General features: G+C 63.1%; 25 protein-coding genes. 15 read left to right on the top strand and 10 right to left on the bottom strand.

The genetic code is table 11. The features are described from left to right. Positions 1–135 precede the first annotated feature (135 nt). The 4 genes from SOM18_RS18575 to copC form a co-directional block, all read right to left on the bottom strand. Positions 136–519, bottom strand: coding sequence for a MerR family DNA-binding protein (locus SOM18_RS18575; RefSeq protein WP_055763348.1), 384 nt, complete (start codon positions 517–519; stop codon positions 136–138). Further along, positions 516–2,990: a heavy metal translocating P-type ATPase gene (locus SOM18_RS18570; RefSeq protein ID WP_082445487.1), complete on the bottom strand. Its 2,475-nt coding sequence runs from the start codon at positions 2,988–2,990 to the stop codon at positions 516–518. The genes SOM18_RS18575 and SOM18_RS18570 overlap by 4 nt, the downstream gene beginning before the upstream one ends. 126 nt (positions 2,991–3,116) lie before the next feature. Further along, on the bottom strand, positions 3,117–4,046 hold the full coding sequence (gene copD, locus SOM18_RS18565; RefSeq protein WP_055763342.1) for a copper homeostasis membrane protein CopD: 930 nt from the start codon (positions 4,044–4,046) through the stop codon (positions 3,117–3,119). A 1-nt stretch (position 4,047) separates the two neighbouring features. Next, positions 4,048–4,419 (bottom strand): copper homeostasis periplasmic binding protein CopC, encoded by a 372-nt coding sequence (gene copC / locus SOM18_RS18560; protein ID WP_055763339.1) that lies wholly within the window; start codon positions 4,417–4,419, stop codon positions 4,048–4,050. 122 nt (positions 4,420–4,541) lie between these two features. Here copC and SOM18_RS18555 point away from each other — a divergent pair, with 122 nt between their 5' ends. The 14 genes from SOM18_RS18555 to SOM18_RS18490 all read left to right on the top strand — a co-directional run bounded on the left by SOM18_RS18555 (position 4,542) and on the right by SOM18_RS18490 (position 14,647). After that, complete coding sequence (locus SOM18_RS18555) at positions 4,542–4,814, top strand: hypothetical protein (protein ID WP_055763369.1); 273 nt, start codon at positions 4,542–4,544, stop codon at positions 4,812–4,814. Further along, complete coding sequence (locus tag SOM18_RS18550; RefSeq protein ID WP_055763336.1) at positions 4,811–5,251, top strand: periplasmic heavy metal sensor; 441 nt, start codon at positions 4,811–4,813, stop codon at positions 5,249–5,251. Before SOM18_RS18555 ends, SOM18_RS18550 begins: the two co-directional genes overlap by 4 nt. Then, entirely contained in the window at positions 5,248–5,841 is a 594-nt protein-coding gene (locus SOM18_RS18545; protein ID WP_055763333.1) for an RNA polymerase sigma factor, read from the top strand. Before SOM18_RS18550 ends, SOM18_RS18545 begins: the two co-directional genes overlap by 4 nt. 43 nt (positions 5,842–5,884) lie before the next feature. Continuing rightward, entirely contained in the window at positions 5,885–7,822 is a 1,938-nt protein-coding gene (locus SOM18_RS18540) for a copper resistance system multicopper oxidase (RefSeq protein WP_056405756.1), read from the top strand. Then, complete coding sequence (locus SOM18_RS18535; protein WP_055763326.1) at positions 7,819–9,030, top strand: copper resistance protein B; 1,212 nt, start codon at positions 7,819–7,821, stop codon at positions 9,028–9,030. The genes SOM18_RS18540 and SOM18_RS18535 overlap by 4 nt, the downstream gene beginning before the upstream one ends. Further along, entirely contained in the window at positions 9,021–9,773 is a 753-nt protein-coding gene (locus tag SOM18_RS18530) for a PepSY domain-containing protein (protein ID WP_055763323.1), read from the top strand. The genes SOM18_RS18535 and SOM18_RS18530 overlap by 10 nt, the downstream gene beginning before the upstream one ends. A 36-nt stretch (positions 9,774–9,809) precedes the next feature. After that, on the top strand, positions 9,810–10,199 hold the full coding sequence (locus SOM18_RS18525) for a DUF305 domain-containing protein (protein WP_235516307.1): 390 nt from the start codon (positions 9,810–9,812) through the stop codon (positions 10,197–10,199). 54 nt (positions 10,200–10,253) lie between these two features. Then, positions 10,254–10,697, top strand: coding sequence for a DUF411 domain-containing protein (locus SOM18_RS18520; protein ID WP_055763320.1), 444 nt, complete (start codon positions 10,254–10,256; stop codon positions 10,695–10,697). A gap of 173 nt (positions 10,698–10,870) precedes the next feature. Then, the gene (locus SOM18_RS18515) at positions 10,871–11,203 is read left to right on the top strand and encodes an ArsR/SmtB family transcription factor (RefSeq protein WP_055763316.1); all 333 of its coding nucleotides are present in this window, start codon (positions 10,871–10,873) and stop codon (positions 11,201–11,203) included. A gap of 11 nt (positions 11,204–11,214) precedes the next feature. After that, entirely contained in the window at positions 11,215–11,643 is a 429-nt protein-coding gene (arsC, locus tag SOM18_RS18510; protein WP_082445493.1) for an arsenate reductase (glutaredoxin), read from the top strand. After that, positions 11,643–12,929 carry an arsenic transporter gene (locus tag SOM18_RS18505; protein ID WP_055843162.1) on the top strand — a complete coding sequence of 429 codons (1,287 nt, stop codon included), beginning with the start codon at positions 11,643–11,645 and terminating at the stop codon, positions 12,927–12,929. The genes arsC and SOM18_RS18505 overlap by 1 nt, the downstream gene beginning before the upstream one ends. Next, a complete protein-coding gene (locus tag SOM18_RS18500) occupies positions 12,926–13,249 on the top strand; it encodes a YnfA family protein (protein WP_031393241.1) in 324 nt (107 codons plus the stop codon). Before SOM18_RS18505 ends, SOM18_RS18500 begins: the two co-directional genes overlap by 4 nt. After that, positions 13,249–14,007 carry an arsenical resistance protein ArsH gene (gene arsH, locus SOM18_RS18495; protein WP_031393242.1) on the top strand — a complete coding sequence of 253 codons (759 nt, stop codon included), beginning with the start codon at positions 13,249–13,251 and terminating at the stop codon, positions 14,005–14,007. The genes SOM18_RS18500 and arsH overlap by 1 nt, the downstream gene beginning before the upstream one ends. 451 nt (positions 14,008–14,458) lie before the next feature. Next, positions 14,459–14,647, top strand: a complete 189-nt coding sequence (locus SOM18_RS18490; RefSeq protein ID WP_041394287.1) for a hypothetical protein — start codon at positions 14,459–14,461, stop codon at positions 14,645–14,647. Positions 14,648–14,890: 243 nt separating this feature from the next. On the opposite strand, the gene SOM18_RS18485 is transcribed toward SOM18_RS18490, so the two are convergent. The 5 genes from SOM18_RS18485 to SOM18_RS18465 form a co-directional block, all read right to left on the bottom strand. After that, positions 14,891–15,577 (bottom strand): ZIP family metal transporter, encoded by a 687-nt coding sequence (locus SOM18_RS18485; protein ID WP_031393017.1) that lies wholly within the window; start codon positions 15,575–15,577, stop codon positions 14,891–14,893. A 3-nt stretch (positions 15,578–15,580) separates the two neighbouring features. After that, positions 15,581–18,814 carry an efflux RND transporter permease subunit gene (locus tag SOM18_RS18480; RefSeq protein WP_055843160.1) on the bottom strand — a complete coding sequence of 1,078 codons (3,234 nt, stop codon included), beginning with the start codon at positions 18,812–18,814 and terminating at the stop codon, positions 15,581–15,583. Positions 18,815–18,817: 3 nt separating this feature from the next. Beyond that, entirely contained in the window at positions 18,818–19,987 is a 1,170-nt protein-coding gene (locus SOM18_RS18475) for an efflux RND transporter periplasmic adaptor subunit (protein ID WP_031393019.1), read from the bottom strand. Further along, the gene (locus SOM18_RS18470; protein WP_055843158.1) at positions 19,984–21,249 is read right to left on the bottom strand and encodes a TolC family protein; all 1,266 of its coding nucleotides are present in this window, start codon (positions 21,247–21,249) and stop codon (positions 19,984–19,986) included. The genes SOM18_RS18475 and SOM18_RS18470 overlap by 4 nt, the downstream gene beginning before the upstream one ends. A gap of 420 nt (positions 21,250–21,669) precedes the next feature. Further along, complete coding sequence (locus SOM18_RS18465; protein WP_055843156.1) at positions 21,670–22,332, bottom strand: cation transporter; 663 nt, start codon at positions 22,330–22,332, stop codon at positions 21,670–21,672. 36 nt (positions 22,333–22,368) lie between these two features. Here SOM18_RS18465 and SOM18_RS18460 point away from each other — a divergent pair, with 36 nt between their 5' ends. Further along, positions 22,369–22,806, top strand: coding sequence for a MerR family transcriptional regulator (locus SOM18_RS18460; protein ID WP_056677700.1), 438 nt, complete (start codon positions 22,369–22,371; stop codon positions 22,804–22,806). 49 nt (positions 22,807–22,855) lie between these two features. Here the strand turns inward: SOM18_RS18460 and SOM18_RS18455 are convergent, their stop codons facing one another. After that, complete coding sequence (locus tag SOM18_RS18455) at positions 22,856–23,584, bottom strand: DUF6118 family protein (RefSeq protein WP_192143182.1); 729 nt, start codon at positions 23,582–23,584, stop codon at positions 22,856–22,858. Positions 23,585–23,602: the final 18 nt, after the last annotated feature.

Raw genomic sequence — 23,602 nt, 5'->3', positions numbered from 1 at the left:
CGAAAACGATGGTCTTTTGGGAACGATAGATCTTTCCCAAAAGCCGTTTTCACACGAGAAGGGAGAACACTAGAACCGCTTGCGAACGCCCACAGGCGGTAGAGCGCGGCACGCTAAGCGCCGCGCTCGATCGGATTATTCAGCGAGGCTTTCGATAATTGGGCACTCCGGGCGATCATCGCCGTGACAGCGCTCAACCAAGTCGATCAGCGCCAATTGCATAGCTTTCAACGCGCGCGCCTTGCGGCCCAGCTCGGCAGCGCGCGCTTTCGCCAGCGCCTTAACTTCGGCGCTCGACCGATCCCGATCCGACCACAAGCCGAGTAGCGTGCGGATCTCCTCGATTGGAAACCCAAGGTCTCGCGCGTTGGCGATGAACCGCAGCCGATGAATGTCCACTTCCGAATAATCCCGGTAGCTCCCGCGCCGGAGCGGTGCGGGCACAAGGTCGATCTTCTCGTAGTGGCGGATCATGCGTTGCGAGACGCCGCTGGCCTCCGACGCCGCCCCGATGTTCATAGTTTCACCGTGTTCAGACGCAGCGCGTTGAGCACGACGGTGAAGGAAGAGAGGGCCATCGCAGCGCCAGCCAGCATTGGTGACAGAAGGATGCCGGCAACGGGGTAGAGCACGCCGGCCGCGACGGGCACGCCGACCCCGTTGAACAGGAATGAGAAGAACAGGTTCTGCCGAATGTTCCGCATCGTCGCACGGGCGAGCTTGCGCGCGCGCACGATCGCCGAAAGATCGCCGCGTGTGAGCGTCATGCCCGCGCTTTCTATCGCTACGTCGGTTCCCGTCCCCATCGCGAGCCCAACGTCGGCAGCGGCCAGCGCCGGGGCGTCGTTGATACCGTCGCCGGCCATTGCAACCTTGGCACCATCAGCTTTCAATTCGCCGATGATCCGCGCCTTATCTTCCGGTCGCAGATCGGCGCGTACATCGTCCAGGCCGCCCACGGCGCGCGCAACCGCATCGGCCGTCCCGCGATTGTCGCCCGTCAGCATGATAACGCGCAGACCTTCCTTGCGAAGAGCCGCGATGGCGTCGCGCGCCGAAGGGCGCACCGGGTCAGCAACCGCGAGCAAGCCCGCGAGTGCGCCGTCGATCGCGATCAGGATGACGCCGGCTCCCTCGCTCCGATGGCGATCGGCCGAAGCGTCGAGTGACTGGGGATCGGCACCGACCCGGCTCATTTGTGCGGCATTGCCGATCACCACCGATCGGCCGCCAACCGTGGCACTGACACCCATGCCGGTCTGCGAAGCGAAGTCTGCGACCGTGGCGAGTTGCAATCCGCGTTCCTTGGCGGCGACGACGATCGCGTGGGCTAGCGGGTGTTCGGACTGTCCTTCGACAGCCGCAGCGAGCGCGAGCATGTCGTTCTCTCCAACGGTGCCGGTTGCCTCGATCGCGACCAGCGACGGCTTGCCTTCCGTTAGCGTGCCCGTCTTGTCGATGACCAGCGTATCGACCTTATCGAGTGCCTGTAGGCTTTCGGCATTCTTGACGAGCACGCCGGCCTGCGCGCCGCGGCCGGTGCCAACCATAATCGACATAGGGGTCGCGAGCCCGAGCGCGCACGGGCAGGCGATCACCAGCACGGCGATCGCATTAAGAAGGGCGTGACCCATGCGTGGCTCGGGACCGACCAGCGACCACACCACGAAGGTCGCGACCGAGATCAGCACGACCAAAGGTACGAACCAGCCCGATACCCGGTCGGCGACCGCCTGGATCGGGGCACGGCTGCGCTGCGCTTCCGCGACCATGCGGACGATGCGCGCCAGCATCGTGTCCGAACCGACCGCGCCGGCTTCCATAACGAGGCTGCCCGTGCCGTTCACCGTCCCCCCCGTGACTGCGGCATCGACTTCCTTGAGGACGGGGGCCGGCTCGCCGGTGAGCATGGATTCATCGACCGAGGAGCGACCCTCGACCACCACGCCATCGACCGGGATCGCATCGCCGGGGCGGACCCGCAACCGATCTCCGGTTGCCACGTCGGCAAGGCTGACTTCTTCCTCTGACCCGTCAGACCGCAACCGTCGCGCTGTCTTGGGAGCGAGGTCCATGAGGGCGCGTATCGCGCGGCCAGTCGCCGCTCTGGCGCGCAATTCGAGAACCTGTCCGAGCAACACCAGTGTCACGACGACGCCGGCAGCTTCGTAATAGACTGGGACCATGCCCCCGTGCATCCGGAACGTCGCAGGGAAGATGCTGGGCGCGAGTGTTGCGACCAGGCTGTAGAGGAATGCCGCACCGACGCCGATCGCGATCAGCGTGAACATATTCAGATGGCGGGTGCGAAGCGACATCCACCCCCGCTCGAAAAACGGCCATCCCGCCCACAGCACAATTGGCGCAGTGAGTGCGAGTTGGACCCAAGGCGAAGCGGTAGGGCTAACAACATGGAGCCCAAACATCTCGGCGAACATCGAAACAATGAGCAGCGGAACGGTGAGCGCTCCTGCTACCCACAAACGCCGGGTGAAATCGACTAGTTCTGGATTGGGACCGTCATCGAGCGACGGCTCTTCCGGTTCGAGGGCCATGCCGCAAATGGGGCACGTTCCCGGCCCTTCCCGACGAATCTCAGGGTGCATGGGGCACGTCCACATCGCTCCCGGGGTTGCCACCGGCTCGGGCTTTGGCTTGGCCCCAAGGTAGGCATCAGGGTCAGCGACGAACTTGGTTCGACACCCTGCACTACAGAAATGATACTCGTGCCCGGCATGCTCGGCATGGTGCGCTGTTTTTGCCAGATCAACGGTCATGCCGCATACCGGGTCGGTCACTGTGGCAGAAGGTTCTCCGCCCGCTTTCCCTGAGCAGCATCCTTCCTTGGCAGCTTGTGGAACAGCCGGAGATTTGGAGGACGAGCAGCAGGACGCGCCCGCCTCGCGCTCGATCGCAGCAGCTTTATCAGCTTGCTTGTTCGAGCACCCGCAGCCCCCGGCCAAATGGGCGTGGAAATCAGGGTCGTTCATAGAAAAACTCCTTCAACCCGAGAGCATGTAGGGTCTGACACCGTGTCAGGGTCAAGCCCCCCTTCCAACGACTCACGGCACCTAATTAAATTACGTCGCAAAGCTCGATTGCCCTCAAACCAATAGCTACATGGCCGACGCAGGGGGTTCGAGCGTGCCGAGCCAACCTACCAGCACGAGGATCGCGACCACGCACGAAGCCTCGACTGCAAGACTTGTTCGCAAGGTTCGCAGCGCGCCTTTATAATCGCCTGCTGACACCGATCGTTCGAATGCCGGTGTAAAGCGGAAGCGGTTAAGGGAAGCGAGTCCGAGCATCCCACCCAACAGCACAAGCTTGGCGATCAAGAGCCTGCCGTAGACCGTCGTGCCGAGGGTCGGGAGATTGCCAAGGCCAACCAACAGCCAAGCGTTGATGAGGCCGGTGATGACGATCGTACCGACGACAATCGTGCCGGTCAGACCGAACCCGTGCAGCGCTCGATAGGTCAGTGCGAGGTGGGCGGCATCGGTGCGCCGCGCTGGTCGTGTCACCAGCAGCCCAAGCCCGAGCAGCGCTCCCACCCACGCACCAGCGCTCAGGAGATGGAGGATATCGGCCGCCAGATGCACCCACCCGGTCGCGCCTTCGTCCATCGCCCCGTGCCCCGTCCAGGCGAGCGTTGCGAGAGCGACGCCGGAAAAGATGGCGACCAAGCCAAGCGGCATCGTGCGCCGCGCCGCTATTAGGGCAGCGATAGACGCCACCAAGAGCGCGATCATGCGTACTTTCCATGCCGTGCCCGTTGCGGAGTCAGAGAGCAGCATTCCGACTGCTTCCCGATCGATCGGCCACGGAGGTGCACCTGCCATCGCGGCTGCGAGCAGCGCGACCGCTATGCCGGAGAATAGCAGGGCGAGAAGCCCGGTCCCGAACAGCCAAGGGCGGAAGGCAAGCGCGTTGCCGCGCTCACCGACCTTCAACCCGTAGAGGCCGAATGCCGAGAGGCCGAACAGCCCGCTCAGCGTCACGTAAAGCGCGAAGCGAACCGCGATCAGCGGCCAGTCGGCTTCCACCTTACTTCACCGTGAAGGCGTAGTTTCCGGTGATGCGGTGTGTGTCGGTCGAGACCACATGCCAGGCAAGCTTATAGCTACCCGCGCCGAGCGGCGACTTGGGCGTGACGACGAGGGTGCGACCGTCCGAGCCGACAGTTGCGGTCCCGACGACTTTCATTGGTGCGTGCGTCATGCCGCCATGCCCGGTCATCATCAGATCCGCACCGGAAAACTTGGGCATCAGCTTCTCGCTGAAGCGCAGTGTGACATTGGCGGGCTTCGCGACCATCGCATTCGGTGCCGGGGATGCGGATACGAGTTTGGGATGGGCCTGGGCGGCTCCGGCAAGGCCGAGAAGGACGACAGCGGTAGGAAGGAAGACGCGACGCATGGGAATACTCCGATCAGGTTCGTGCCTGTTCTACGCGGCCCGGCCGCTCGCCCCTCATGACGGAAGTCGAGGGGTGATGGGCATCGCTGCGTAACAAGTGGTAGAGGCGCGGAGTGGACAGCATGGACGATCTAGACAGAACATTGGCGAGGCTCGCGGGCGCACCCGTGCCGGCATCGCTGGACGGGATCGAAGCGCAGGTGTTCGCACGCATCGGTGCGCAGCCCGTCGCACGGTTGACCGGATTGGGCGTCGGGGGCGTGATGGTCGCAGCGCTCGCGATCGGCATGGTTGGCGCGGAACTTCCGGCGACCGCCAGCCCTGCGGTGTCGCTTTCGCCGCTCGGGGGCGCATCACCACTGGCGCCATCGGTCTTGCTGATTGGTGAGCCATGACATCGACCAAGCGGCTTATCGTCTGCGTTGTACTGGCCTTCCTCGCGGCTATCGCAGGCGTATTTCTTGCGCGCGTGTTGCTGCCCCAGCCTAAGCAACCGGGCACCGCCTTGCACGAGGTCCTGCACCATAAGCTGGCGCTTGATGGCAATCAGCAGGCCCGGCTGAAAAGCCTAGAGGACCGGTTCGCGGTGCAACGCCACGCGCTGGAATTGGAAATGCGCGCGGACAATGCACGGCTAGCCGAGGCCATTGAGACCGAGCATGGCAACGGCCCCAAGGTGACCGCCGCGGTCGATCAGAGTCATGCGGCGATGGGCGAGTTACAGAAGGCAACGTTGGCGCATATCTTCGCCATGCGGCAGCTTTTGCGCCCGGATCAGACCCCCCAATTCGATGCTGCGGTGGTGAAGGCGCTCACCGACGACCAGGGGTGAGCCTCGATTGGACCACCCTGTCCGACGGCGAACTGGCGACGCTCAGCATCGCTGGCCGACAAGCGGCATTCTCCGAAATCATGCGTCGCTATCGTCAGCCTATATTCCGGCTCGCGCGCGCCTTTGTCGGCGAGGCCGACGAAGCGCTCGATTTGGTTCAAGAGACGTTTGTCGCGGCGCATCAGGCGATGCCGCGCTACGATACACAGCGGGCGATGAAAGCATGGCTTTCTACGATCGCCGTCAACAAATGCCGGGATTGGGCAAGGAAGCGCGCGGTCCGTCGGTTTTTCTCCTTTGCCGCACCGCTCGACGAACAGGCCGAGACGATCGCGGACGATCAGGTAGCAATCGATGACGCAGCAGCCGATCGGCAGGAACTTGCCAAAGTGACGCGCGCCATCGCGACCTTGCCGATGAATCTCAAAGAACCGTTGGTGCTCCGCACGATCGAGGGTTTGAGCCAGGCGGAAACGGCCGATGTATTGGGGATCAGCCAGAAGGCGGTCGAAACCAGGCTATATCGGGCTCGCGCGCGCCTCGCCGAAAATTTGAAAGAGAACCAAGGGGTAGGCGCACGGGACGCGTAAGAGGTGAGACGGGCCGGCAGCGGCTCAATCCCAAGGAGCTACCATGTCGCGCGTTCTAGACCGCCGCCAATTGCTGCGCGGTGCCACTCTTGCAGGAGGCGGTGTTGCGCTGTCGGCATATATGCCGGCATGGGCGCAGCCTGTTTCCGCTGGTATTGTGAAGCCGCTGCCTACTGTATCGGGTGATGAAATCCGGCTCCGGGTCGCGCACCAGATGATGATGATCGACGGACGGCAGAGCCACGCCATCGGCATTAACGGCACTGTGCCCGCACCGCTGATCCGGCTGCGGGAAGGTCAGACCGTGCGGCTGCATGTCGAGAACGGTCTTGATGAGCAGACCTCGTTGCACTGGCACGGCCTGATCGTGCCGTTCCAGATGGACGGCGTGCCGGGCGTTGCCTTCCCCGGCATCGATAAGCGCACGACCTTCACCTACGAGTTCCCGATCGTGCAGGCCGGCACCTATTGGTATCACAGCCATTCCGGGTTGCAGGAGCAGATGGGGCTCTACGGCCCCATCGTGATCGACCCCAAGGGCGTTGACCCGATCCAGTCGGATCGCGAGCACGTTATCGTGCTGTCCGACCACAGCCAGCTCCACCCGCATCGCATCTTCATGAAGCTCAAGAAGCAGTCGGGCTATTTCAACCGGCAGCAGCAGACGCTCGCCGGCCTGCTCAAGGGCGAGGACCAGCCGCTCAAGGATCGCCTCGATTGGGGCAAGATGCGGATGGACCCGACCGACGTCGCCGACGTGACGGGTTCAAACTACACCTATCTCGTCAACGGGCATGGGCCGCAGGACAATTGGACGGGGCTGTTCAGGCCGGGCGAGCGGGTGCGGCTGCGTGTCATCAATGCGTCCGCGATGACGACCTTCAACGTCCGGATTCCGGGGTTGAAGCTGAGCGTTGTCCAGGCGGACGGCCTCAACGTCCGTCCCGTTGAGGTCGACGAGTTCCAGATCGGCGTGGCCGAGACCTACGACGTGATCGTCACTCCATCGGACGAGCGCGCCTACACGCTGGTCGGTGAGAGCGTGGACAGGTCCGGCATGGCGCGCGCAACGCTAAGCCCCCGCGAAGGCATGGCCGCTGAAGTCCCTCCACTTCGCAAGCGCCCTGTCGCCACCATGAAGGACATGGGGATGGACATGAACATGGATATGTCGGGCGGCGGTTCGATGCAGGGCATGGACCATAGTGGCATGCCTGGAATGGATCACGGATCAATGGCCACGGCTGAAAAGCCCGCCGCTGCGATGGACCACGCGCAGATGGACCACGGTGCTGCCGGTGCCGGCGCGGGCGGAATGGCCGGGATGGATCACGGCGCGATGCAGTCGGGTGCTACGATGCCAGGCATGGCAGGTGCGCCCGACGCCGCAGGTGGTATGGCAATGGGCGGCATGGCGGGCATGGACATGAACATGCGCGACTTTTCGAAAGCGCCGGGCGTGAAGAAGGGGCCGGGTGTCCAGACCATCTCGCCGATGCCGATGGATCGTACCGGCGACCCCGGTCAGGGTCTGGAGAATGTCGGGCATCGTGTGCTGAATTACCGCGATCTGGTCGCGGTCGATCGCAATCCCGATCTGCGCGCGCCGTCGCGCGAGGTGCAGATCCACCTTACCGGCAACATGGAACGCTACATGTGGGCGCTCGACGGTGAAAAGCTGTCCGAGGTGAAGGCACCGATCCCATTTCTTGCTGGCGAGCGCGTCCGCGTCACGCTGGTCAACGACACGATGATGGGCCACCCGATCCACTTGCACGGCCACTTCTTCGAATTGGTGACGGGGCACGGCGCGTACAGCCCGAGAAAGCATACCGTCATGGTCCAACCGGGGGGCAAGGTCAGTTGGGACGTGACCGCCAACGAGGGCGATTGGGCATTCCACTGCCACATGCTCTACCACATGCACGCGGGCATGATGCAGGTCGTCCAGGTCCGTTCGGCGAAGGGAGAGGCGGCATGAAGGCGCTGCTTCTCGCCGGGATCGGCGCGCTGGTCGCCACGGCACCTGCCACGGCGCAGACGATGGACCATTCAATGATGCCGGGCATGAGCATGCCGGGCATGAAAATGCCGGCGAAAAAACCGACCGCTAGATCGAGACCGGCCACAAAGCGGGCCCCTGCCAAGAAGGCAGCGACTAGGAAGGTCCCGGCAAAGCGTCCCTCCAAGCCTGCAGCCGATCCACATGCCGAACACACGATGCCCGGCATGGACATGAGCGGTGCGAACGCGGCCGATCCGCACGCCGGCCACGACATGTCCCAAATGTCAGGCATGAACCCTGCTCCGGCTACCGCAACAGGCGAGCACACCGGCCATGATATGTCGGCGATGCCCGGCATGGATATGGCACCCGGCCAGCCAACGCAGCATGACATGTCTTCAATGCCGGGAATGGCGACCGTGCCTGTCGGTACAGACCTGAAGCCGGGCAATGCGCCCGCGCCTGCACCATCTCCGGTGCTGGCAGCGTCTCGCTATTACGGCGAGGCAGCCATGAGCGATGCCAACCGCGACCTGCGCCGCGAGCATGGCGGAATGACCTACTACCAAGTGCTCTTCAACCTTGCCGAGTATCAGGCGCGCAAAGGCGGGGACGGCTATCGATGGGATGGCGAGGCTTGGATCGGGGGAGACATCAACCGTCTCACCCTGAAGAGCGAAGGCGAGGGCACATTTGGCAAACCGCTCGAAGCGGCCGAGGTGCAGGCGCTCTACAGCCGTGCGCTCGATCCCTATTGGAACCTTCAGGCGGGCGTCCGCTACGACTTCAAGCCGAACCCTTCTCGCACCTACGCGACGGTCGGGATCGAGGGGCTTGCGCCCTATTGGTTCGACGTCGAGGGGGCACTGTTCCTTTCTGACAAGGGCGACGTGCTTGGCCGAGCCGAGGCATGGTACGACGAGCGAGTGACACAATTCTTCGTCCTTCAGCCTCGCGTGGAAGCCAACTTTGCAGCCCAAGACGTGCGCCAGGACGGCATCGGATCGGGGCTTACGGACCTCGAACTCGGGCTCAGGCTGCGCTACGAAAAGTCGCGTGAGTTTGCGCCCTACATCGGCGTGTCGTGGGAAAGGCAATTCGGCGACACGGCACGCTTCACGAGAGCACGCGGTGATGACACGGGCGGCTTCAGCTTCGTTGCCGGCGTGAGGACCTGGTTCTGAGGAGCGGCAGGCTCCGCCTTCATGTCGGTGCCAGCAAGCTTCATCGCTGGCTGGCACTGATTATCGGGGTGCAGCTACTGCTCTGGTTCTCCAGCGGCTTGTTGATGAGCATCCTGCCGATCGAGCGGGTACGAGGAGAACACCTCGTTGCACGCGAGAACACGGCGACGATCGATCCGGCTCAGGAGTTTGCTTCCCCGGCATCGGTGTTGGGCGCTGCCCCCGGCCCGGTGCGCGAACTGCGCTACACGACCTTGTTCGGACAACCCGTCGCCGAGTTGACGATGGCTAACGGCACGGTCCGGATGCACGACGCCCGGACCGGTTTGCCGATGCAGCGTATCGATGCGCCCTTTGCGCTACGAGTTGCACGCGCGGCATATCGCGGCCCCGGTGTCCCTGTTGCGTCCGTCATGTTTGCTCGAACAGCGAGCACGGAGTTTCGTGGCAAACTGCCGGTCTGGCGTGTGGAGTTCGAGGACGCCGAGACGACGCGCGTGTTCGTGTCACCGGAGAACGGTAGGATTGTCGGTGTCCGAACGGGTACGTGGCGGCTCTATGATTTTTTCTGGGGCCTCCACATCATGGACTGGAAAAACCATGAGAACTTCAACACCCCTTGGATGATGGCATTTGCAGCTGGGGGGCTAGCCCTTGCGGTGGCAGGCGTGGTGCTGCTCTACATGCGCTGGCCGCGCCGCAGGCAAAGAAAAGTCCAAGGGGTGCACGACGTTGCCGCGTAACTCTCTCTAGGTGGGGGATACCTCGGGAGAACGACTATGAAGACCATTACCACGATCGGCATGTTAGCCGCAGCGCTCGCCGCCAGTCCGCTTGCCGCACAGAGCAGTATGGCGGGCATGGATCATAGCCAGATGCAGGGAATGGATCATTCCAAGATGATGAATGATCCGGGCAATCCTTACGCCGCATCCGAGATGGACATGCATCAGAAGATGATGGCCGCGAAGCAGGGAGACGCATCGGAGATGTGGACCCGCAAGATGATCGAACATCATCGTGGAGCCGTTACCATGTCGCGCGTGGCGCTTCGGGACGCGAAGGATGCCGACACGAAGCGGATGGCGCAGATGACCATTACGAAGCAGGAAAAGGACATCGCCGAGCTTCAGGGCTGGCTCAAGTCGCATGGCAAGCGCGCCCAATAAGGCCGCTGGCAGGAACCCCGCCCCCGGGCGGGGCTTCACCAAAGGAGTTTAGCAATGAAGTTTACGATCCGGAGTGCGATCGTCGCCGCAGCGATGATGACCCCGGCTGTGGCCTTAGCGGCGAACAGCATTGCCATGCACCGCGATCCAGGGTGCGGCTGTTGCGAGCAGTGGGCCAAGCAGGTCCGTCAGCAGTTCGGGCGCAACGTGCAGATCATCGATGACGCTCACCGCGATGTGCTTCAGCGCAAGATGGGTGTCCCCGCCGACCTCAGTTCATGTCACACCGCGGTAGTCGACGGTATGGCATTTGAGGGCCATGTACCGATTGCCGACATGAAACGGGTGCTTGCCCAGCATCCCAAAGGCGTAAACGGGCTTGCCGTGCCGGGTATGCCGGTGGGATCACCTGGCATGGAAATGCCGGGCATGAACGCACAGCCCTATGAGGTGATCGCGTTCGGACCAACCGGACGCAAGGTGTTCGCCCGCCATTAAAAGAGGGAGGCGCGGACGCCTCCCTCCCATTTACTTTTCATGCCCGACATGTCGTGGCCGGCATGGTCTTTACGCCTGCCGCTTTCATGTCGGTGCAGGGCGTTGTCGGAATCGATAGTGGTTTGAAGATCGTGAGAGCTTTCATAACTTAACATATCCGCTATGCCGGATGCATGGATAACGATTCGGCTATCATTGCGCTTGGTGCGCTCGCGCAAGGCACACGCCTCGACGTGTTTCGCCTGCTGGTTCGCCACGAACCGGACGGCATGGCGGCGGGTGAAATTGCCCGTCAGCTCGACGTGCCGCAGAACACCATGTCCGCGCACCTCGGCATTCTCGCGCGCGCCGGCATCGTGCGCTCGGAACGGCATAGCCGGTCGATTATTTACCGTGCCGATCTAGACGGGCTGCGCGCGCTAACGCTGTTCCTCGTCAAGGATTGCTGTGCCGGCTCGCCTGAACTGTGTGCGCCGCTCCTGGCCGAACTCACCCCCTGCTGCTGAAAGGACGCCCCGTGGCCGTCGATATCGTGATCTATCACAACCCCGAGTGCGGCACGTCGCGCAACACGCTGGCGATGATCCGCAATGCTGGCATCGAGCCGCACGTCATCGAATATCTGAAAACCCCACCCTCGCGCGTGTTGCTGGTCGAGCTGATCGACCGCGCCGGGATCACGCCCCGCGATCTGCTACGCGAGAAGGGGACGCCCTATGCGGAGCTGGGCCTTGGTGACGATGCGCTGTCAGACGACACGCTGGTGGACGCGATGATGGCGCATCCGGTCCTCATTAACCGGCCGCTGGTCGTCTCGCCGCTCGGCGTGAAGCTGTGCCGACCGTCCGAAGCGGTCCTCGATCTGCTGCCTGATGCCCAACAGGGCGCGTTTGCCAAGGAAGACGGCGAACAGGTTGTGGATGCTTCGGGCCAGCGCATCGCCTGATGCTGCTCGCGTTCGCTATCTTCGTCGTCACGATCGCGCTCGTCATCTGGCAGCCCAAGGGCCTGGGCATCGGCTGGAGCGCGCTAGGCGGCGCGGCCGTCGCGCTACTCGTCGGGGTCGTTTCGCTCTCTGACGTGCCGGTGGTGTGGGGCATCGTCTGGAACGCGACCGCGACGTTCGTCGCGATCATCATCGTCAGCCTGTTGCTCGATGAAGCCGGGTTCTTCGAATGGGCGGCGCTCCACGTTGCGCGCTGGGGCGGGGGGCATGGTCGTCGGCTGTTCGTGCTGATCGTCCTGCTCGGGGCGGCGGTGTCGGCGCTGTTCGCCAATGACGGCGCCGCGCTGATCCTGACGCCGATCGTCATCGCGATGCTGAGGGCCCTGGGATACAAGGACAAGGCGACGCTGGCGTTCGTCATGGCGGCGGGGTTCATTGCCGATACCGCAAGCCTGCCGCTGATCGTCTCCAACCTCGTCAACATCGTGTCGGCCGACTTCTTCCGGATCGGCTTTGCCGATTATGCCTCGGTGATGGTGCCGGTCGATCTGGCGTCGATCGCCGCGACGCTGGTCGTGCTGCTGCTGTTCTTCCGGCGCGACATACCCGCCAGCTACGATGTGGCGCAGCTCCGCGCGCCCGCTGATGCGATCCGTGACCATGCCACATTCAAGGCGGGCTGGGTCGTCCTCGCCCTGCTGCTCGCCGGCTTCTTCTTGCTCGAACCTATCGGCGTGCCGGTCAGCGCCGTCGCTGCTGCCGGTGCCGTGCTCTTGCTGGTCATCGCCGCGCGCGGCCATGTCATCCAGACGCGCAAGGTGCTGGCCGGCGCGCCGTGGCAGGTCGTGATCTTCTCGCTCGGCATGTACCTGGTCGTCTATGGCCTGCGGAATGCCGGACTGACCGACCATCTTGCCGGCCTGCTCGATCGCACCGCGCAAGGCGGCGTTTGGGGTGCGGCGTTCGGCACCGGGATCATTGCCGCGCTGCTGTCGTCGGTGATGAACAACATGCCGACCGTTCTGGTGGGTGCGCTGTCGATCGACGCGACGCACGCCACGGGCGCGATCAAGGAAGCCATGATTTACGCCAACGTGATCGGGTGCGACCTTGGCCCGAAAATCACACCGATTGGCTCGCTCGCGACGCTGCTCTGGCTGCACGTCCTCGGGCAAAAGGGCATCCGGATTGGCTGGGGCTATTACTTCAAGGTTGGTGCGACACTAACGATCCCGGTGCTGCTGGTAACGCTCGCGGCACTCGCGATCAGGATCAGCATGGTATGACGGCACTCGTCTATCTTGCCGCGTCGCTTGCGGAAATCGCAGGGTGCTTTGCCTTTTGGGCATGGTTGCGGCTGGACAAATCGCCTCTGTGGCTGGCTCCGGGCGTGGTCTCACTTATGCTGTTCGCCTGGCTACTGACACGCGTGGATAGCGACGCAGCGGGGAGGGCCTATGCTGCCTATGGCGGCGTCTACATCTGCGCATCGCTGATCTGGCTCTGGGCTGTCGAAGGGGTAAGGCCCGATCGCTGGGACGCGGGTGGAGCTGCACTTTGCCTGATCGGCACCTGTATCATTCTGCTTGGCCCAAGGACCGCCTGATGCCGCTCCGCACTCTCTCCGATCCTGATAATCTGCCCGCGCTTGATCGGCGCTATGCGCTCGATCGTCCTGCCCTTGGGCTGGGCGCTGGTGATCCACCTCCGCGCATACTGTTGCTCTACGGCTCCCTGCGGGAGCGATCCTTTTCGCGGCTATGCGTCGAGGAAGCTGCTCGCCTGCTGCAATTCTTCGGCTGCGAAACGCGGATCTTCGATCCTTCGACGTTGCCGTTGCCCGATCAGGTGACGGGGGACGACCACCCGGCCGTTCACGAGCTGCGCGAACTGTCGATGTGGTCGGAGGGGCATGTGTGGTGCAGCCCCGAGCGGCATGGCCAGATTACTGGCATCATGAAGCTGCAAGTCGATCACCTGCCGCTGTCGATGGGCGGCATGCGCCCAACGCAAGGCCGCACGCTTGCCGTCATGCAGGTGTCGGCGGGATCGCAGTCGTTCAACAGCGTGAACACCCTGCGCGTCCTCGGCCGTTGGATGCGAATGGTGACGATCCCCAACCAATCCAGCGTAGCCAAGGCGTTTGCGGAGTTTGACGACGCCGGTCGGATGAAGCCGTCCAGTTATTACGATCGGATCGTGGATGTGATGGAGGAGCTGGTGCGCTTCACGGTCCTGCTACGCCCGCACACCACGCAGCTTGTCGATCGCTATTCCGAGCGAAAGGAGGCAGGTATGCCGATCGATAGCGCCACGGACCTTTCGAGCATCGCAACCTCACCAACGTATCGGAAAGGCCAGTAAAGTCCGCTTAGTGTGGCAAACCGCTCCTGCGACATTGTGCATCACTGAGTGTGCTTCTAGATGCATCCAATGAAACGCCGGGCTCGCCCACTGTCCAAGATATTGCATTCCATGGCGTTTTTCGTCCTGGCCGTGATGTTGCTGGTCCGGCTTGGCCCGCTCTGCGAGACGATGGCGATGGCCGCGCCTCCGGCTGCGTCCGCGATGATGGACTGCGCCAGCAAATCAGCAGGCGCTCCCATCAAAAAGGCGCCTGCGTCGGCTTGCGCTATACCGTGCGTTGCAGTTGCCGGCGAAACCGTCGAACATATCGAGCTGGTTCCGTCCTCCCGTCTATCGCCATGGCCAGCTCCACAGACGGGCCTTTTAGGCGTGGCATACGCTCCGGCCACACCCCCTCCGCAAACCGTGTGAAATTGAACATCATCACACGTAAGTTTCGGAGAATATCATGACCAAGTTTAAGCTCATCAGCGCTGCCTTCGCCCTCACTCTGTCGACTGGCGCATTCGCCGCTGTCGCCAATTGCTGCGCCGACATGGCGTGCTGCAAGGACGGTGCGGACTGCTGCAAGGATGGCGCAAAAGCCAAGGCCGCGGACTGCTGCGATCATGCTAAGGGCGGCATGAAGCACGGCTGAAGCTGGATAGGGGCGGGCAACCGCCCCTATTTTTCTAGTCTACGTCTACTCGGCGCGGCACGCCGTCCCGCCACGGTCGCTGCGACGAGCGGAGAGTTACCTTCAGGGTTGAGGCTCTCCCCCGAACCGCATCCATCGTTCGTCCCATCTCGCGCGCGATTACCGCCAGAGTCTGCTTGGCCTCGATACGCCGACGAAGCTCGGCGTCATCATTATCGGTCCAAGACGTTCCACGTCGAGCGGTCAGCCCAATACCTCCTCGATCAGGAGCAGGCCCAAAAACCCGATGAAAAACATCGCGCTGATAAGCGGAGTGTCCGGCTTCTCGTGTGCCTCAACCAACAGCTCTTCCGTCACGAGGTAGAGCAGCGCCATCAGACCGAAACTGAGAAACCCGGCGATCACGACGGGCGGAAACGTCGCAACGGGAGTCGCTATCGCCGCACCGATCGGCAGCAACAAGGCGATCCCCATCGTAATCGCGATGATCCGCGCCTTGGACTTGATCGTCTCGCCCAACTCGGTCGTCACGGTCAGTCCGAGAAACAGCACCTCCAACGTCAACGCGATCGTCAGCAACACGCCGGCCTTCCCGCCAGCGACGAACGCCAACCCGAGAACAAGCCCGTCGATCAGGATATCCACTGCGACCGCGCCCAACATAGCGATCGGGCCACTGGCGCGACCCTCAAGAGCTTTGAGCGACAGCATCACGAGAATGCCAAGCGCGCCGCCTGTGAATGTCGCGATCGGTGAACCTTCGTGCATCACCTGGGGCAAGATCTCGGCTGCCGCTGCGGCGAACACGACGCCTGCCGCCAAGTGCTGCATAGCGCTTACGAAGGCATCACTTGGCCGTCTCGATACCGCGAATAGCGAGCCGATCAGTACGGCGACGACGGGAATGAGCGTGAAGGCAACGGCCTGCATAGCTTAAGCCCTCACGCTGTCATGATTCAAAGGCGGCAGTTCGATGTGTCCCCCTGATGGGGCTGGCAGCTCGCGCCGTCCGAAACGAGCGTAGAGCGTCGGCAGCACGAACAAGGTGAGCAAGGTTGCGGATATCAGGCCACCAATGACGACGGTCGCCAGCGGCTTTTGCACCTCGGCTCCAGCACCATGACCAAGTGCCATCGGCACAAAGCCAAGCGATGCGACGAGCGCCGTCATCGCAACCGGCCGGAGCCGCGCCAGAGCGCCTTGATGCGCCGCTACCGCACGATCCATGCCTTGCCGCATCAGATCATGGATGGACGACACCATGACCAGCCCGTTGAGAACCGCGACACCCGATAGCGCGATGAAGCCGACTGCCGCTGAAATGGAGAACGGCATGCCTCTTAGCACCAGCGCAAGGATGCCTCCGACCAACGCCAGCGGAACGCCGGTAAACACGATCAACGCATCCCTGACGGAACCAAGCGCGCCGTAGAGCAGGAACATGATGACCACGAAGCAGATCGGCACCACAACGCTGAGCCGATCGCGGGCAGATGCCAGGTTCTCGAACTGACCGCCCCATTCGAGATACGTGCCGGGCGGCAATTTCACCTGAGCGTCGATGGCTGACCGGGCATCAGCCACGACACCCGCCACGTCTCGATCGCGCACGTTGGCCTGCACCACGACACGCCGCTTGCCGTTCTCGCGACTGATCTGGTTGGGACCATCGACCACGGCGATATCCGCCACAGTCGATAGCGGTACGAAGCCGCCACTGCCGGTCGGCACCGGCACCTGAGCAACCGCCGTCAAATCGGATCGTGAGCTTTCTGCCATCCGGATCACGACGGGGAAGCGACGATCGCCTTCAAAGATCACGCCAGCCTGTCGGCCGCCAATGGCTGCGGCAACCGTGTCCTGCACGTCACCGGCCGTTACCCCGACGCGGGACATGGCGGTACGGTTCGGCCGGATATCGAGCATCGGCAAACCTTCGGTTTGTTCGACCCGCACGTCTGCTGCACCCCGCGTCTTTCGAAGGATGCCGGCGATCCGATCTGCGGTCGCGTTCATCTCGCCAAAGTCATCGCCAAAGACCTTGATCGCGATATCGCCGCGCACGCCTGCAATCAGCTCGTTGAATCGCATCTGGATTGGCTGGGTGATCTCATAGGCGTTGCCCGGCAGGGTGGAGAGGCGCTTTTCCAGCCGCTCCACCAGCTCTTCCTTGGACAGGCCGGGGTCGGGCCACTCCTTCTTCGGCTTCAAGATGACAAACGTGTCAGTCGCGTTAGGCGGCATTGGGTCCGATGCGATTTCGGACGTGCCGGTGCGGGAGAAGGCGAAACGGACCTCAGGGGCCTTGGCGAGTGCCTTTTCCACCTGGAATTGCATTGTCTGGCTCTGATCGACCGATGTGCCGGGGATGCGAACTGCCTGCACGAGAATGTTGCCCTCATCGAGCTGCGGCAAGAACTCTTGCCCCAATGTCGTGAAAGCTGCCCCGGCAAGCGCCAGCGCACCGATCGCAACGCCGATGGTAAGGGTGGGCCGGCGCATCGCCGCATCAAGTCCCGGCTCATAGCGCTGCCGGAGGAACGTGACGACGCGGCTTTCCTTCTCCTCGACCCGCTTGCTGAGCCAGATCGCAATCGCTGCCGGTATGAAGGTCAGCGACAGGATGAAGGCGAACACCAAAGCAATGATGACGGTGAGCGCCATCGGCTCGAACATCTTGCCTTCGACACCCGTGAAGGTGAGCAACGGCGCATAGACCAAGATGATAATAGCCTGCCCGTACACCGATGGGCGGATCATCTCGCGCGCCGATGCCGCGACAATCCCGAGACGTTGCTCGATCGTCAGCACGTCATCGCGACCATGCTGCGCCTCGCCCAAACGCCGTAATGCGTTCTCCACGATAATGACCGCGCCATCCACGATCAGACCAAAGTCGAGCGCACCAAGGCTCATCAGATTGGCCGAAACGCCCGCCTCCAACATGCCGATGCTGGTCAGCAGCATCGTAATCGGAATGACGCAGGCCGCGATCAGCGCCGCACGGAAATTGCCAAGCAGCGCAAACAGGACGACGATCACCAGCACCGCACCTTCGGCAAGGTTGCGGGCAACCGTCGAAATTGTGGAGTTCACAAGCTCGGTCCGGTTCATCACCGGCTTCACAACCACATCGACCGGCAACGAGCGGCCGATCTGCGTCAGCCGTTCGGCAACGCCAGTCGATACCGTGCGGCTATTTTCCCCGATCCGCATGACCGCGGTCCCGACGACAACCTCATGGCCGTTTTCCGACGCCGATCCCATGCGCAGCCCTTGTCCGGTGCGAACGGTCGCAATCTGGTTGAGCAGGATCGGAACGCTCTCGCGGGTGGCAACGACGGTACGGGCCAGCTCGTCGGCGTTGCGGACACGCCCATCCGATCGAACCGCCAGCCCTTCGCCGTTGCGGTTGACCACGCCCGCGCCCGCGCTGGTATTGCTGCGCTGAAGGGCGGTCGTTAGATCCTGAAGCGTTAGCCGCATCGCTGCCATGCGCTGTACGTCTGGAACGACGAGATATTCCTTGGTGTAGCCACCAAGGGAGTCGACGCCGGCAAGCCCGGCCGTGCTTTTTAGCTGCGGCGTGACGATCCAATCCTGCACAGTGCGCAGGTAGGTCGCCTTGTCGGCGTCACTGACGAGGTGATCCCCCTCGGGGGTGATATAGCTGGCATCGCGTTGCAGGCCGGGTTCGCCGTTGCGGTGATGGACCTGATCCAGCTCGCGATATTCGACCGTCCACATGAAGATATCGCCAAGGCCCGTGGCGATCGGCCCCATCTCGGGGTTCACACCTTCGGGAAGGTCTTCCTCAGCGGTTCGCAGGCGTTCCGCGACCTGCGCCCGCGCAAAGTAGATATCGGTCTTCTCGGTGAACACCGCTGTGATCTGGGCAAAGCCATTGCGGCTTAGCGATCGAGTATAATCAAGGCCGGGAATGCCAGCGAGCGCGGTTTCGACCGTGAACGCAACCTGCTTCTCGATCTGATCGGGAGAGAGGGCAGGAGCAACGACGTTGATCTGCACCTGGTTGTTGGTGATGTCGGGTACGGCGTCGATCGGAAGCTGACGCAGCGCGCCAATTCCGAGCAATGCAGCCGCGATGGTGAGAAGCAGGACGAGCCAGCGCTTCTCGACGGATAGGGTGACGATGCGACCGATCATGGCTCAGTCCTCATCCCCGCCCGCGCCCTTGCCGAGTTCGGCCTTGAGCGTGAAGCTGTTGGTGGAAGCGATGCGCTCCGAGCCGGTAAGGCCTGCCGTTACAGTGACCTGCCCGCCATTGGTGCGGCCAAGCGTCACCGGGATTGCCCGGAAACCTGTCGCGGTGCGGACGAACACGAACGACTTGTCCTCGATCATCTGCACTGCGGCCGATGGCACGGCGACGGTGCGGTCCCCGGTCGCAGGAACGAGGATCGATACGTTGACCGTCTCGCCGACGCGCCATGTGCTGCCGGCGTTGTCGAGGGTGGCGATCACCGGCACCAATCGGGTCGTCTCATCCAGAATGGGGGACACGAACGTGACGCGCCCCTCCTGACGCCGCCCCGGTGCCGTCACTTCGACACGCACGCCGGGTTTCACCCGACCGGCATCGGTGGGGACGAGGGAGGTGGTGACAGTGACCTTCGACAGATTGGCGACACGGAACAGCTCTGCATCGGCCGCGACTGCCTGCCCGAGGGTGGCCGATCGCGCGATGACCTGGCCGGCGATCGGCGAGCGAACCGCGATGCGGTTAAGCGCACCGCCCCCGCTACCCGTCGCCGACAACTGCTGCTGTGCCAGGCGAAGGGCAATGCTGGCTTCTGTCGCGGCCGTCCGCGCCGCGACCAGATCCTGCTCTGGCGAAACGCGTTCGGCGAACAGCCGCTGTTCGCGGCGAAGGTTGGATTGGGCGAGCGCGGAACGCGCGCGCGCGGCCTCTACCTCCGCTTTCAGTGATGCCGCTTCCCGGCTTTCGATGATAGCCAGTGGGTCGCCCCGGCTGACTGACTGCCCGAGATTGCGGGTGAGGGAAACGAGCCGACCGCCTACGGAGGTGGACACAACCTGCACACCTTGAGGATCGCCCTCGATCGTTGCCGACAGCTCGATCGCTCCGGCCACGCCGCCCACGGTAGGACGCGTAACCTCTATCCCGGCATCCGCGATCTGCTGGGCGGACAGGGTAACAATATCCTTTGGGCCCTTCTTGGCTTCGCCGGCCTCGGCACCTTCCGCCTTCTCGGCTCCGGCTTTCTCACCGGCCTCGCTGCTGCCACCCCCGCCGCATCCGGCAAGGAGGATAGCCAGGGTCACAGGCGCGAGCGCCCGCATGATGGTCTTCGTCATTGATTGGTTTCCTCGGGCGAGGGCGCTGCGGCAACGAGCCGTTCGAGGCGTGCCTTGGCGTCGTGATAGGTGGCGAGCGCATCGATCGCGGCGGTTCGTGTTTCGGACAGGGTACGTTCGGCATCGAGCAAATCGAGCTGACCGAACTTGCCCTCCCGGTAGCCGATCCGGGCGATCCGAGCGGCTTCGCTTGCCGACGCCAATGCCGGCCCGCTGGCGTTGCGAGCGGTCGTCGCGGCATTCGCGACGTTCGCCTGTGCGCTTGCGATATCCTGCGCGGTATCCAGCTCGGCCGCGCGACGTAGCGCCTGCGCCTGATCAGTCTGCGCCCGCGCCTGCGCCACTGCCGCCTTGCCGTTGTTGAACAGTGGGAACGGGATCGACAGCCCGAACACCGCTGCCACGTCGTTCGTAGCCTCAAGCCGTCGTGCGCTGGCGCTGAGTGTCACGTCGGGAATGCGCTGCGACCTAGCAAGCCGCACCTGTGCCTCTGCCGTTGTCACGTCCGCGCGTGTCGCCGCCAATGCCAGCGTCCCGGCGGTCTCGATCGGCCGCGCTGGACCAAAGCCCTCGACACGGCCGAACCACACCAAGTCCAACGGTCCCGTGAGGGGTTGGCCGATCCGTCGGGCAAGATTGCTCCGCGCGACCTCGGCAAGCCGCTCTGCGCGCTCCACAGCCGTCTCCACGTTGATCCGCAATACATCGGCGCGCTGTTGTTCGAGCGGTGATGCTCGCCCCGCTTGAACGCGGACGCCGGCTGCGCGCGATGCTTCGCGGGCGATACCGGCCTGCTCGCGCGCGGTCACCAGTCGGCGTTCCGCTGCGGTCGCCTCGATGTAGAGCTGCGTGATGGCAAGCCGTAGATCAGCCTCGGCCAACGCCGTGCCTATCCTCGCTCGATTACCAATCGCATCTGCGACAGCGATCCGTGCCGATCGTTTGCCACCCAACTCGATCGGTAGTGCCAGACCTGCCGTTGTCTCGGCGCTTCGAAGACCGCGATATTGGCCGCTGCCGGCAATGTTCTCGGTCTCGGCGACGATCGACGGGTTCGGGCGGTAGCCGGCAACCGTGCGGCCTGCTTGTGCTGCCCGGACGCCAGCCGTGGCAGCCTCAAGGCTGGGGGCGCTGGCTCCGGCAAGCGAAAGCGCCTGCTCAAGGGTGAGCGGGGGACTGGTCGATGTTGGATCGGCTGACTGCGCCTGTGCGATCGACGCGCACGACGCCACGGCCAATAAGGCCGCAATAAAACGGTGCATGGGTAACGGACTCCTGACGAACCTTGGGCATCCGCACGGGCTTTCCCGGCGGAATTAGGCGTTGGTCAGGCTTGGGGAGGACGTAGGGCTGGGTCCGACGCTACCGGGGCCTTGGGCGCATTGCGCCACATCGATGCAGTCATACGAACGCTGCTGGCTGGTCCGGTTGAATCGGACGCGATCGGCACGCCGACATGATGGCCGTGGCAACCACCATGATGGTGAGGATAAGCCTTGTCGGCGTCTGCCGGCACTTGGTCGGCATCGCCGTCGCAATGATCGAGGGAGCTGACCGCTGTGGTATCAACGCACGTCACGCCTTCGGTCGCATGCGCGACTGATCCAAGCCCGAGCATAAGCACGAGCATGAAACTGAGGAACAGGGCGGAGAGGCGGTGCATCGGCCCGCGCCTTAGCAGCTTACCGACTGCCATGTAACGACTGCTGGTAAGTAGCGGGGGCGGGTGAGGGCTCGCTACGCATTTCGGCGCGTGCCTGCCGCATGATCTGAACACCGCCCGATATTCCCAACACAGCCATCAAGGTGGCGACGGCGAGATCAGGCCACGCGCTGTTGAGGCCGAACACTCCGCCTGCGGCCAGTACGACGGCGATGTTGCCAATCGCGTCGTTACGCGAGCAAATCCACACTGACCGCATGTTCGCATCACCGCTTCGAAAGCGGTACAGCATGACCGCGACTACAAGGTTCGCGATCAACGCGGCGATGCCGACCACGCCCATAATTTCGGCATGGGGCGTTGCTTCGTGGAGCGCCCCCCATCCCGCCGCGAACAAGACATAGACGCCTAGCAAAGCAAGCGTCGCCCCCTTCAACATCGCAGCGCGTGCGCGCCAGGCTATCGCCATTCCGGCAACGCCAAGGCTGATTGCGTAGTTCGCAGTATCCCCAAAAAAGTCGAGCGCGTCGGCTTGCAGCGCCTTCGATCCACCCGTGATGCCGGCAACGATCTCGATAACGAACATGCCGCCATTGATGGCGAGCGCAATCCATAGCGCGCGCCGCCACTTAGGGTCGTTGAGAGTGTCCGCCTTGTCGGACGCGCAGCTTGTGCAGGCCATATTCGCCACCTCGATAGAATCGATCTGACAGCCTATATGCACCCTCTAGTCGCTAGAGGGTCAAGCGCTGTGTCTGAGAAACTGACGATCGGAAAACTGGCTGGTGCGACCGGCACGAAAGTCGAGACGATCCGCTACTATGAGCAGATTGGCTTGCTGCCGGCTCCTGAGCGATCGGCGGGGAACTATCGGACCTATGAGGGCGCGCATCTACGCCGCCTGTCCTTCATCCGTCGCGCGCGTGATCTTGGCTTTTCAATCGATCAGGTGCGCGAGCTTATGGGGCTTGCCGATCGGCGCGATCAGTCCTGCATCGCCGTCGATGTCGTTGCCAACCAACACCGCGACGCGATTAGACGCAAAATTGCAGACCTCACCGCGCTTGCTGGTGAACTCGACGCGCTAATAGATTCCTGTAGCCGCAACACCGTCGCCGACTGCCGGATCATCGAAGCACTTGCCCCTTCCGCATAGCGCATCGCTGCTGTCCGGTGGAATGATCGGCTTGCACCGCTTGGGCACTTCAATCCGTGGAGCTGACGATCGCACTTCTTGCCGCCACGTCATCCCGACTGATCTCGATGGTACAGCGCACCGTCTTCTTAGTCCTCACAGCTATCTTGTAGCAGGCTTGCACAGCCTTGCGATTTGCGGTGATGATCCGATCGGCTGCCGCGATGTTGGCGAAAGCATCCGGCCCAGCAGCTCGCATGAGGCGCTGCCCGGCTTCCCATTTCGGTAGGTCAAGCGTGCGCGCTGCCATCCACTCGGGCACCTGCCACTTCCCCGGGAGCTCGCGCGCGATGATCCCCGGCACGATCGTCCATAGCAGCGCCCCGCCCAGGCACGCTCCCGCACCGACCTGCCACAAGGTACGGCGCTGCTCGTCCGCACGGCGGGCAGAACCGCCGATACCGTGCAAAGCGGTCGTCGCCTTGTCCATCTTCTCACCGGCGGTCGCGATCATGCGCCGATCCTCGTCGCGGGCATGGCCGCCAGCCGCGACGATCCGGTCGGCGACATAGCGCGGCGCGACATTGTCCTCGGCCGTTTTCGCCAGCACGCCGACATTTTGCATGGTCGCGTTGAGCGCCTTCGCCATTTTCCCCAGCGTCTCGCTGTAATCGGGTATCTCCGGCACCTCGGCGCGCTCCGCGGACAGCCGCTCGACGGCGCGGCGCAACAGCGCAAGCTCACCGCGGACACCTTCAAACGCCTCCGCTGCGGCGTCCGGTTCGTGATCGTCACTCATGCACTTCTTCCCCTTTAC

This window comes from Sphingomonas sp. CFBP9019 (genome assembly GCF_034045155.1).
Lineage (GTDB): Bacteria > Pseudomonadota > Alphaproteobacteria > Sphingomonadales > Sphingomonadaceae > Sphingomonas > Sphingomonas aerolata.
The sequence above is the reverse complement of the archived record's forward strand: the minus strand, read 5'-3'. Positions and strand labels throughout refer to the sequence as shown.

Bases quoted from the DNA above. Each gene is read 5' to 3' on its own strand.
- SOM18_RS18575 (WP_055763348.1), bottom strand. From the start codon at position 519: ATGAACATCGGGGCGGCGTCGGAGGCCAGCGGCGTCTCGCAACGCATG.
- SOM18_RS18500 (WP_031393241.1), top strand. From the start codon at position 12,926: ATGACGGCACTCGTCTATCTTGCCGCGTCGCTTGCGGAAATCGCAGGG.
- SOM18_RS18485 (WP_031393017.1), bottom strand. From the start codon at position 15,577: ATGCAGGCCGTTGCCTTCACGCTCATTCCCGTCGTCGCCGTACTGATC.
- SOM18_RS18475 (WP_031393019.1), bottom strand. From the start codon at position 19,987: ATGACGAAGACCATCATGCGGGCGCTCGCGCCTGTGACCCTGGCTATC.
- SOM18_RS18540 (WP_056405756.1), top strand. From the start codon at position 5,885: ATGTCGCGCGTTCTAGACCGCCGCCAATTGCTGCGCGGTGCCACTCTT.
- SOM18_RS18465 (WP_055843156.1), bottom strand. From the start codon at position 22,332: ATGGCCTGCACAAGCTGCGCGTCCGACAAGGCGGACACTCTCAACGAC.
- SOM18_RS18490 (WP_041394287.1), top strand. From the start codon at position 14,459: ATGACCAAGTTTAAGCTCATCAGCGCTGCCTTCGCCCTCACTCTGTCG.
- SOM18_RS18525 (WP_235516307.1), top strand. From the start codon at position 9,810: ATGAAGACCATTACCACGATCGGCATGTTAGCCGCAGCGCTCGCCGCC.
- SOM18_RS18470 (WP_055843158.1), bottom strand. From the start codon at position 21,249: ATGCACCGTTTTATTGCGGCCTTATTGGCCGTGGCGTCGTGCGCGTCG.
- SOM18_RS18520 (WP_055763320.1), top strand. From the start codon at position 10,254: ATGAAGTTTACGATCCGGAGTGCGATCGTCGCCGCAGCGATGATGACC.
- SOM18_RS18505 (WP_055843162.1), top strand. From the start codon at position 11,643: ATGCTGCTCGCGTTCGCTATCTTCGTCGTCACGATCGCGCTCGTCATC.
- SOM18_RS18535 (WP_055763326.1), top strand. From the start codon at position 7,819: ATGAAGGCGCTGCTTCTCGCCGGGATCGGCGCGCTGGTCGCCACGGCA.
- arsH (WP_031393242.1), top strand. From the start codon at position 13,249: ATGCCGCTCCGCACTCTCTCCGATCCTGATAATCTGCCCGCGCTTGAT.
- SOM18_RS18550 (WP_055763336.1), top strand. From the start codon at position 4,811: ATGACATCGACCAAGCGGCTTATCGTCTGCGTTGTACTGGCCTTCCTC.
- SOM18_RS18480 (WP_055843160.1), bottom strand. From the start codon at position 18,814: ATGATCGGTCGCATCGTCACCCTATCCGTCGAGAAGCGCTGGCTCGTC.
- SOM18_RS18515 (WP_055763316.1), top strand. From the start codon at position 10,871: ATGGATAACGATTCGGCTATCATTGCGCTTGGTGCGCTCGCGCAAGGC.
- SOM18_RS18555 (WP_055763369.1), top strand. From the start codon at position 4,542: ATGGACGATCTAGACAGAACATTGGCGAGGCTCGCGGGCGCACCCGTG.
- copC (WP_055763339.1), bottom strand. From the start codon at position 4,419: ATGCGTCGCGTCTTCCTTCCTACCGCTGTCGTCCTTCTCGGCCTTGCC.
- SOM18_RS18460 (WP_056677700.1), top strand. From the start codon at position 22,369: ATGCACCCTCTAGTCGCTAGAGGGTCAAGCGCTGTGTCTGAGAAACTG.
- SOM18_RS18455 (WP_192143182.1), bottom strand. From the start codon at position 23,584: ATGAGTGACGATCACGAACCGGACGCCGCAGCGGAGGCGTTTGAAGGT.
- SOM18_RS18570 (WP_082445487.1), bottom strand. From the start codon at position 2,990: ATGAACGACCCTGATTTCCACGCCCATTTGGCCGGGGGCTGCGGGTGC.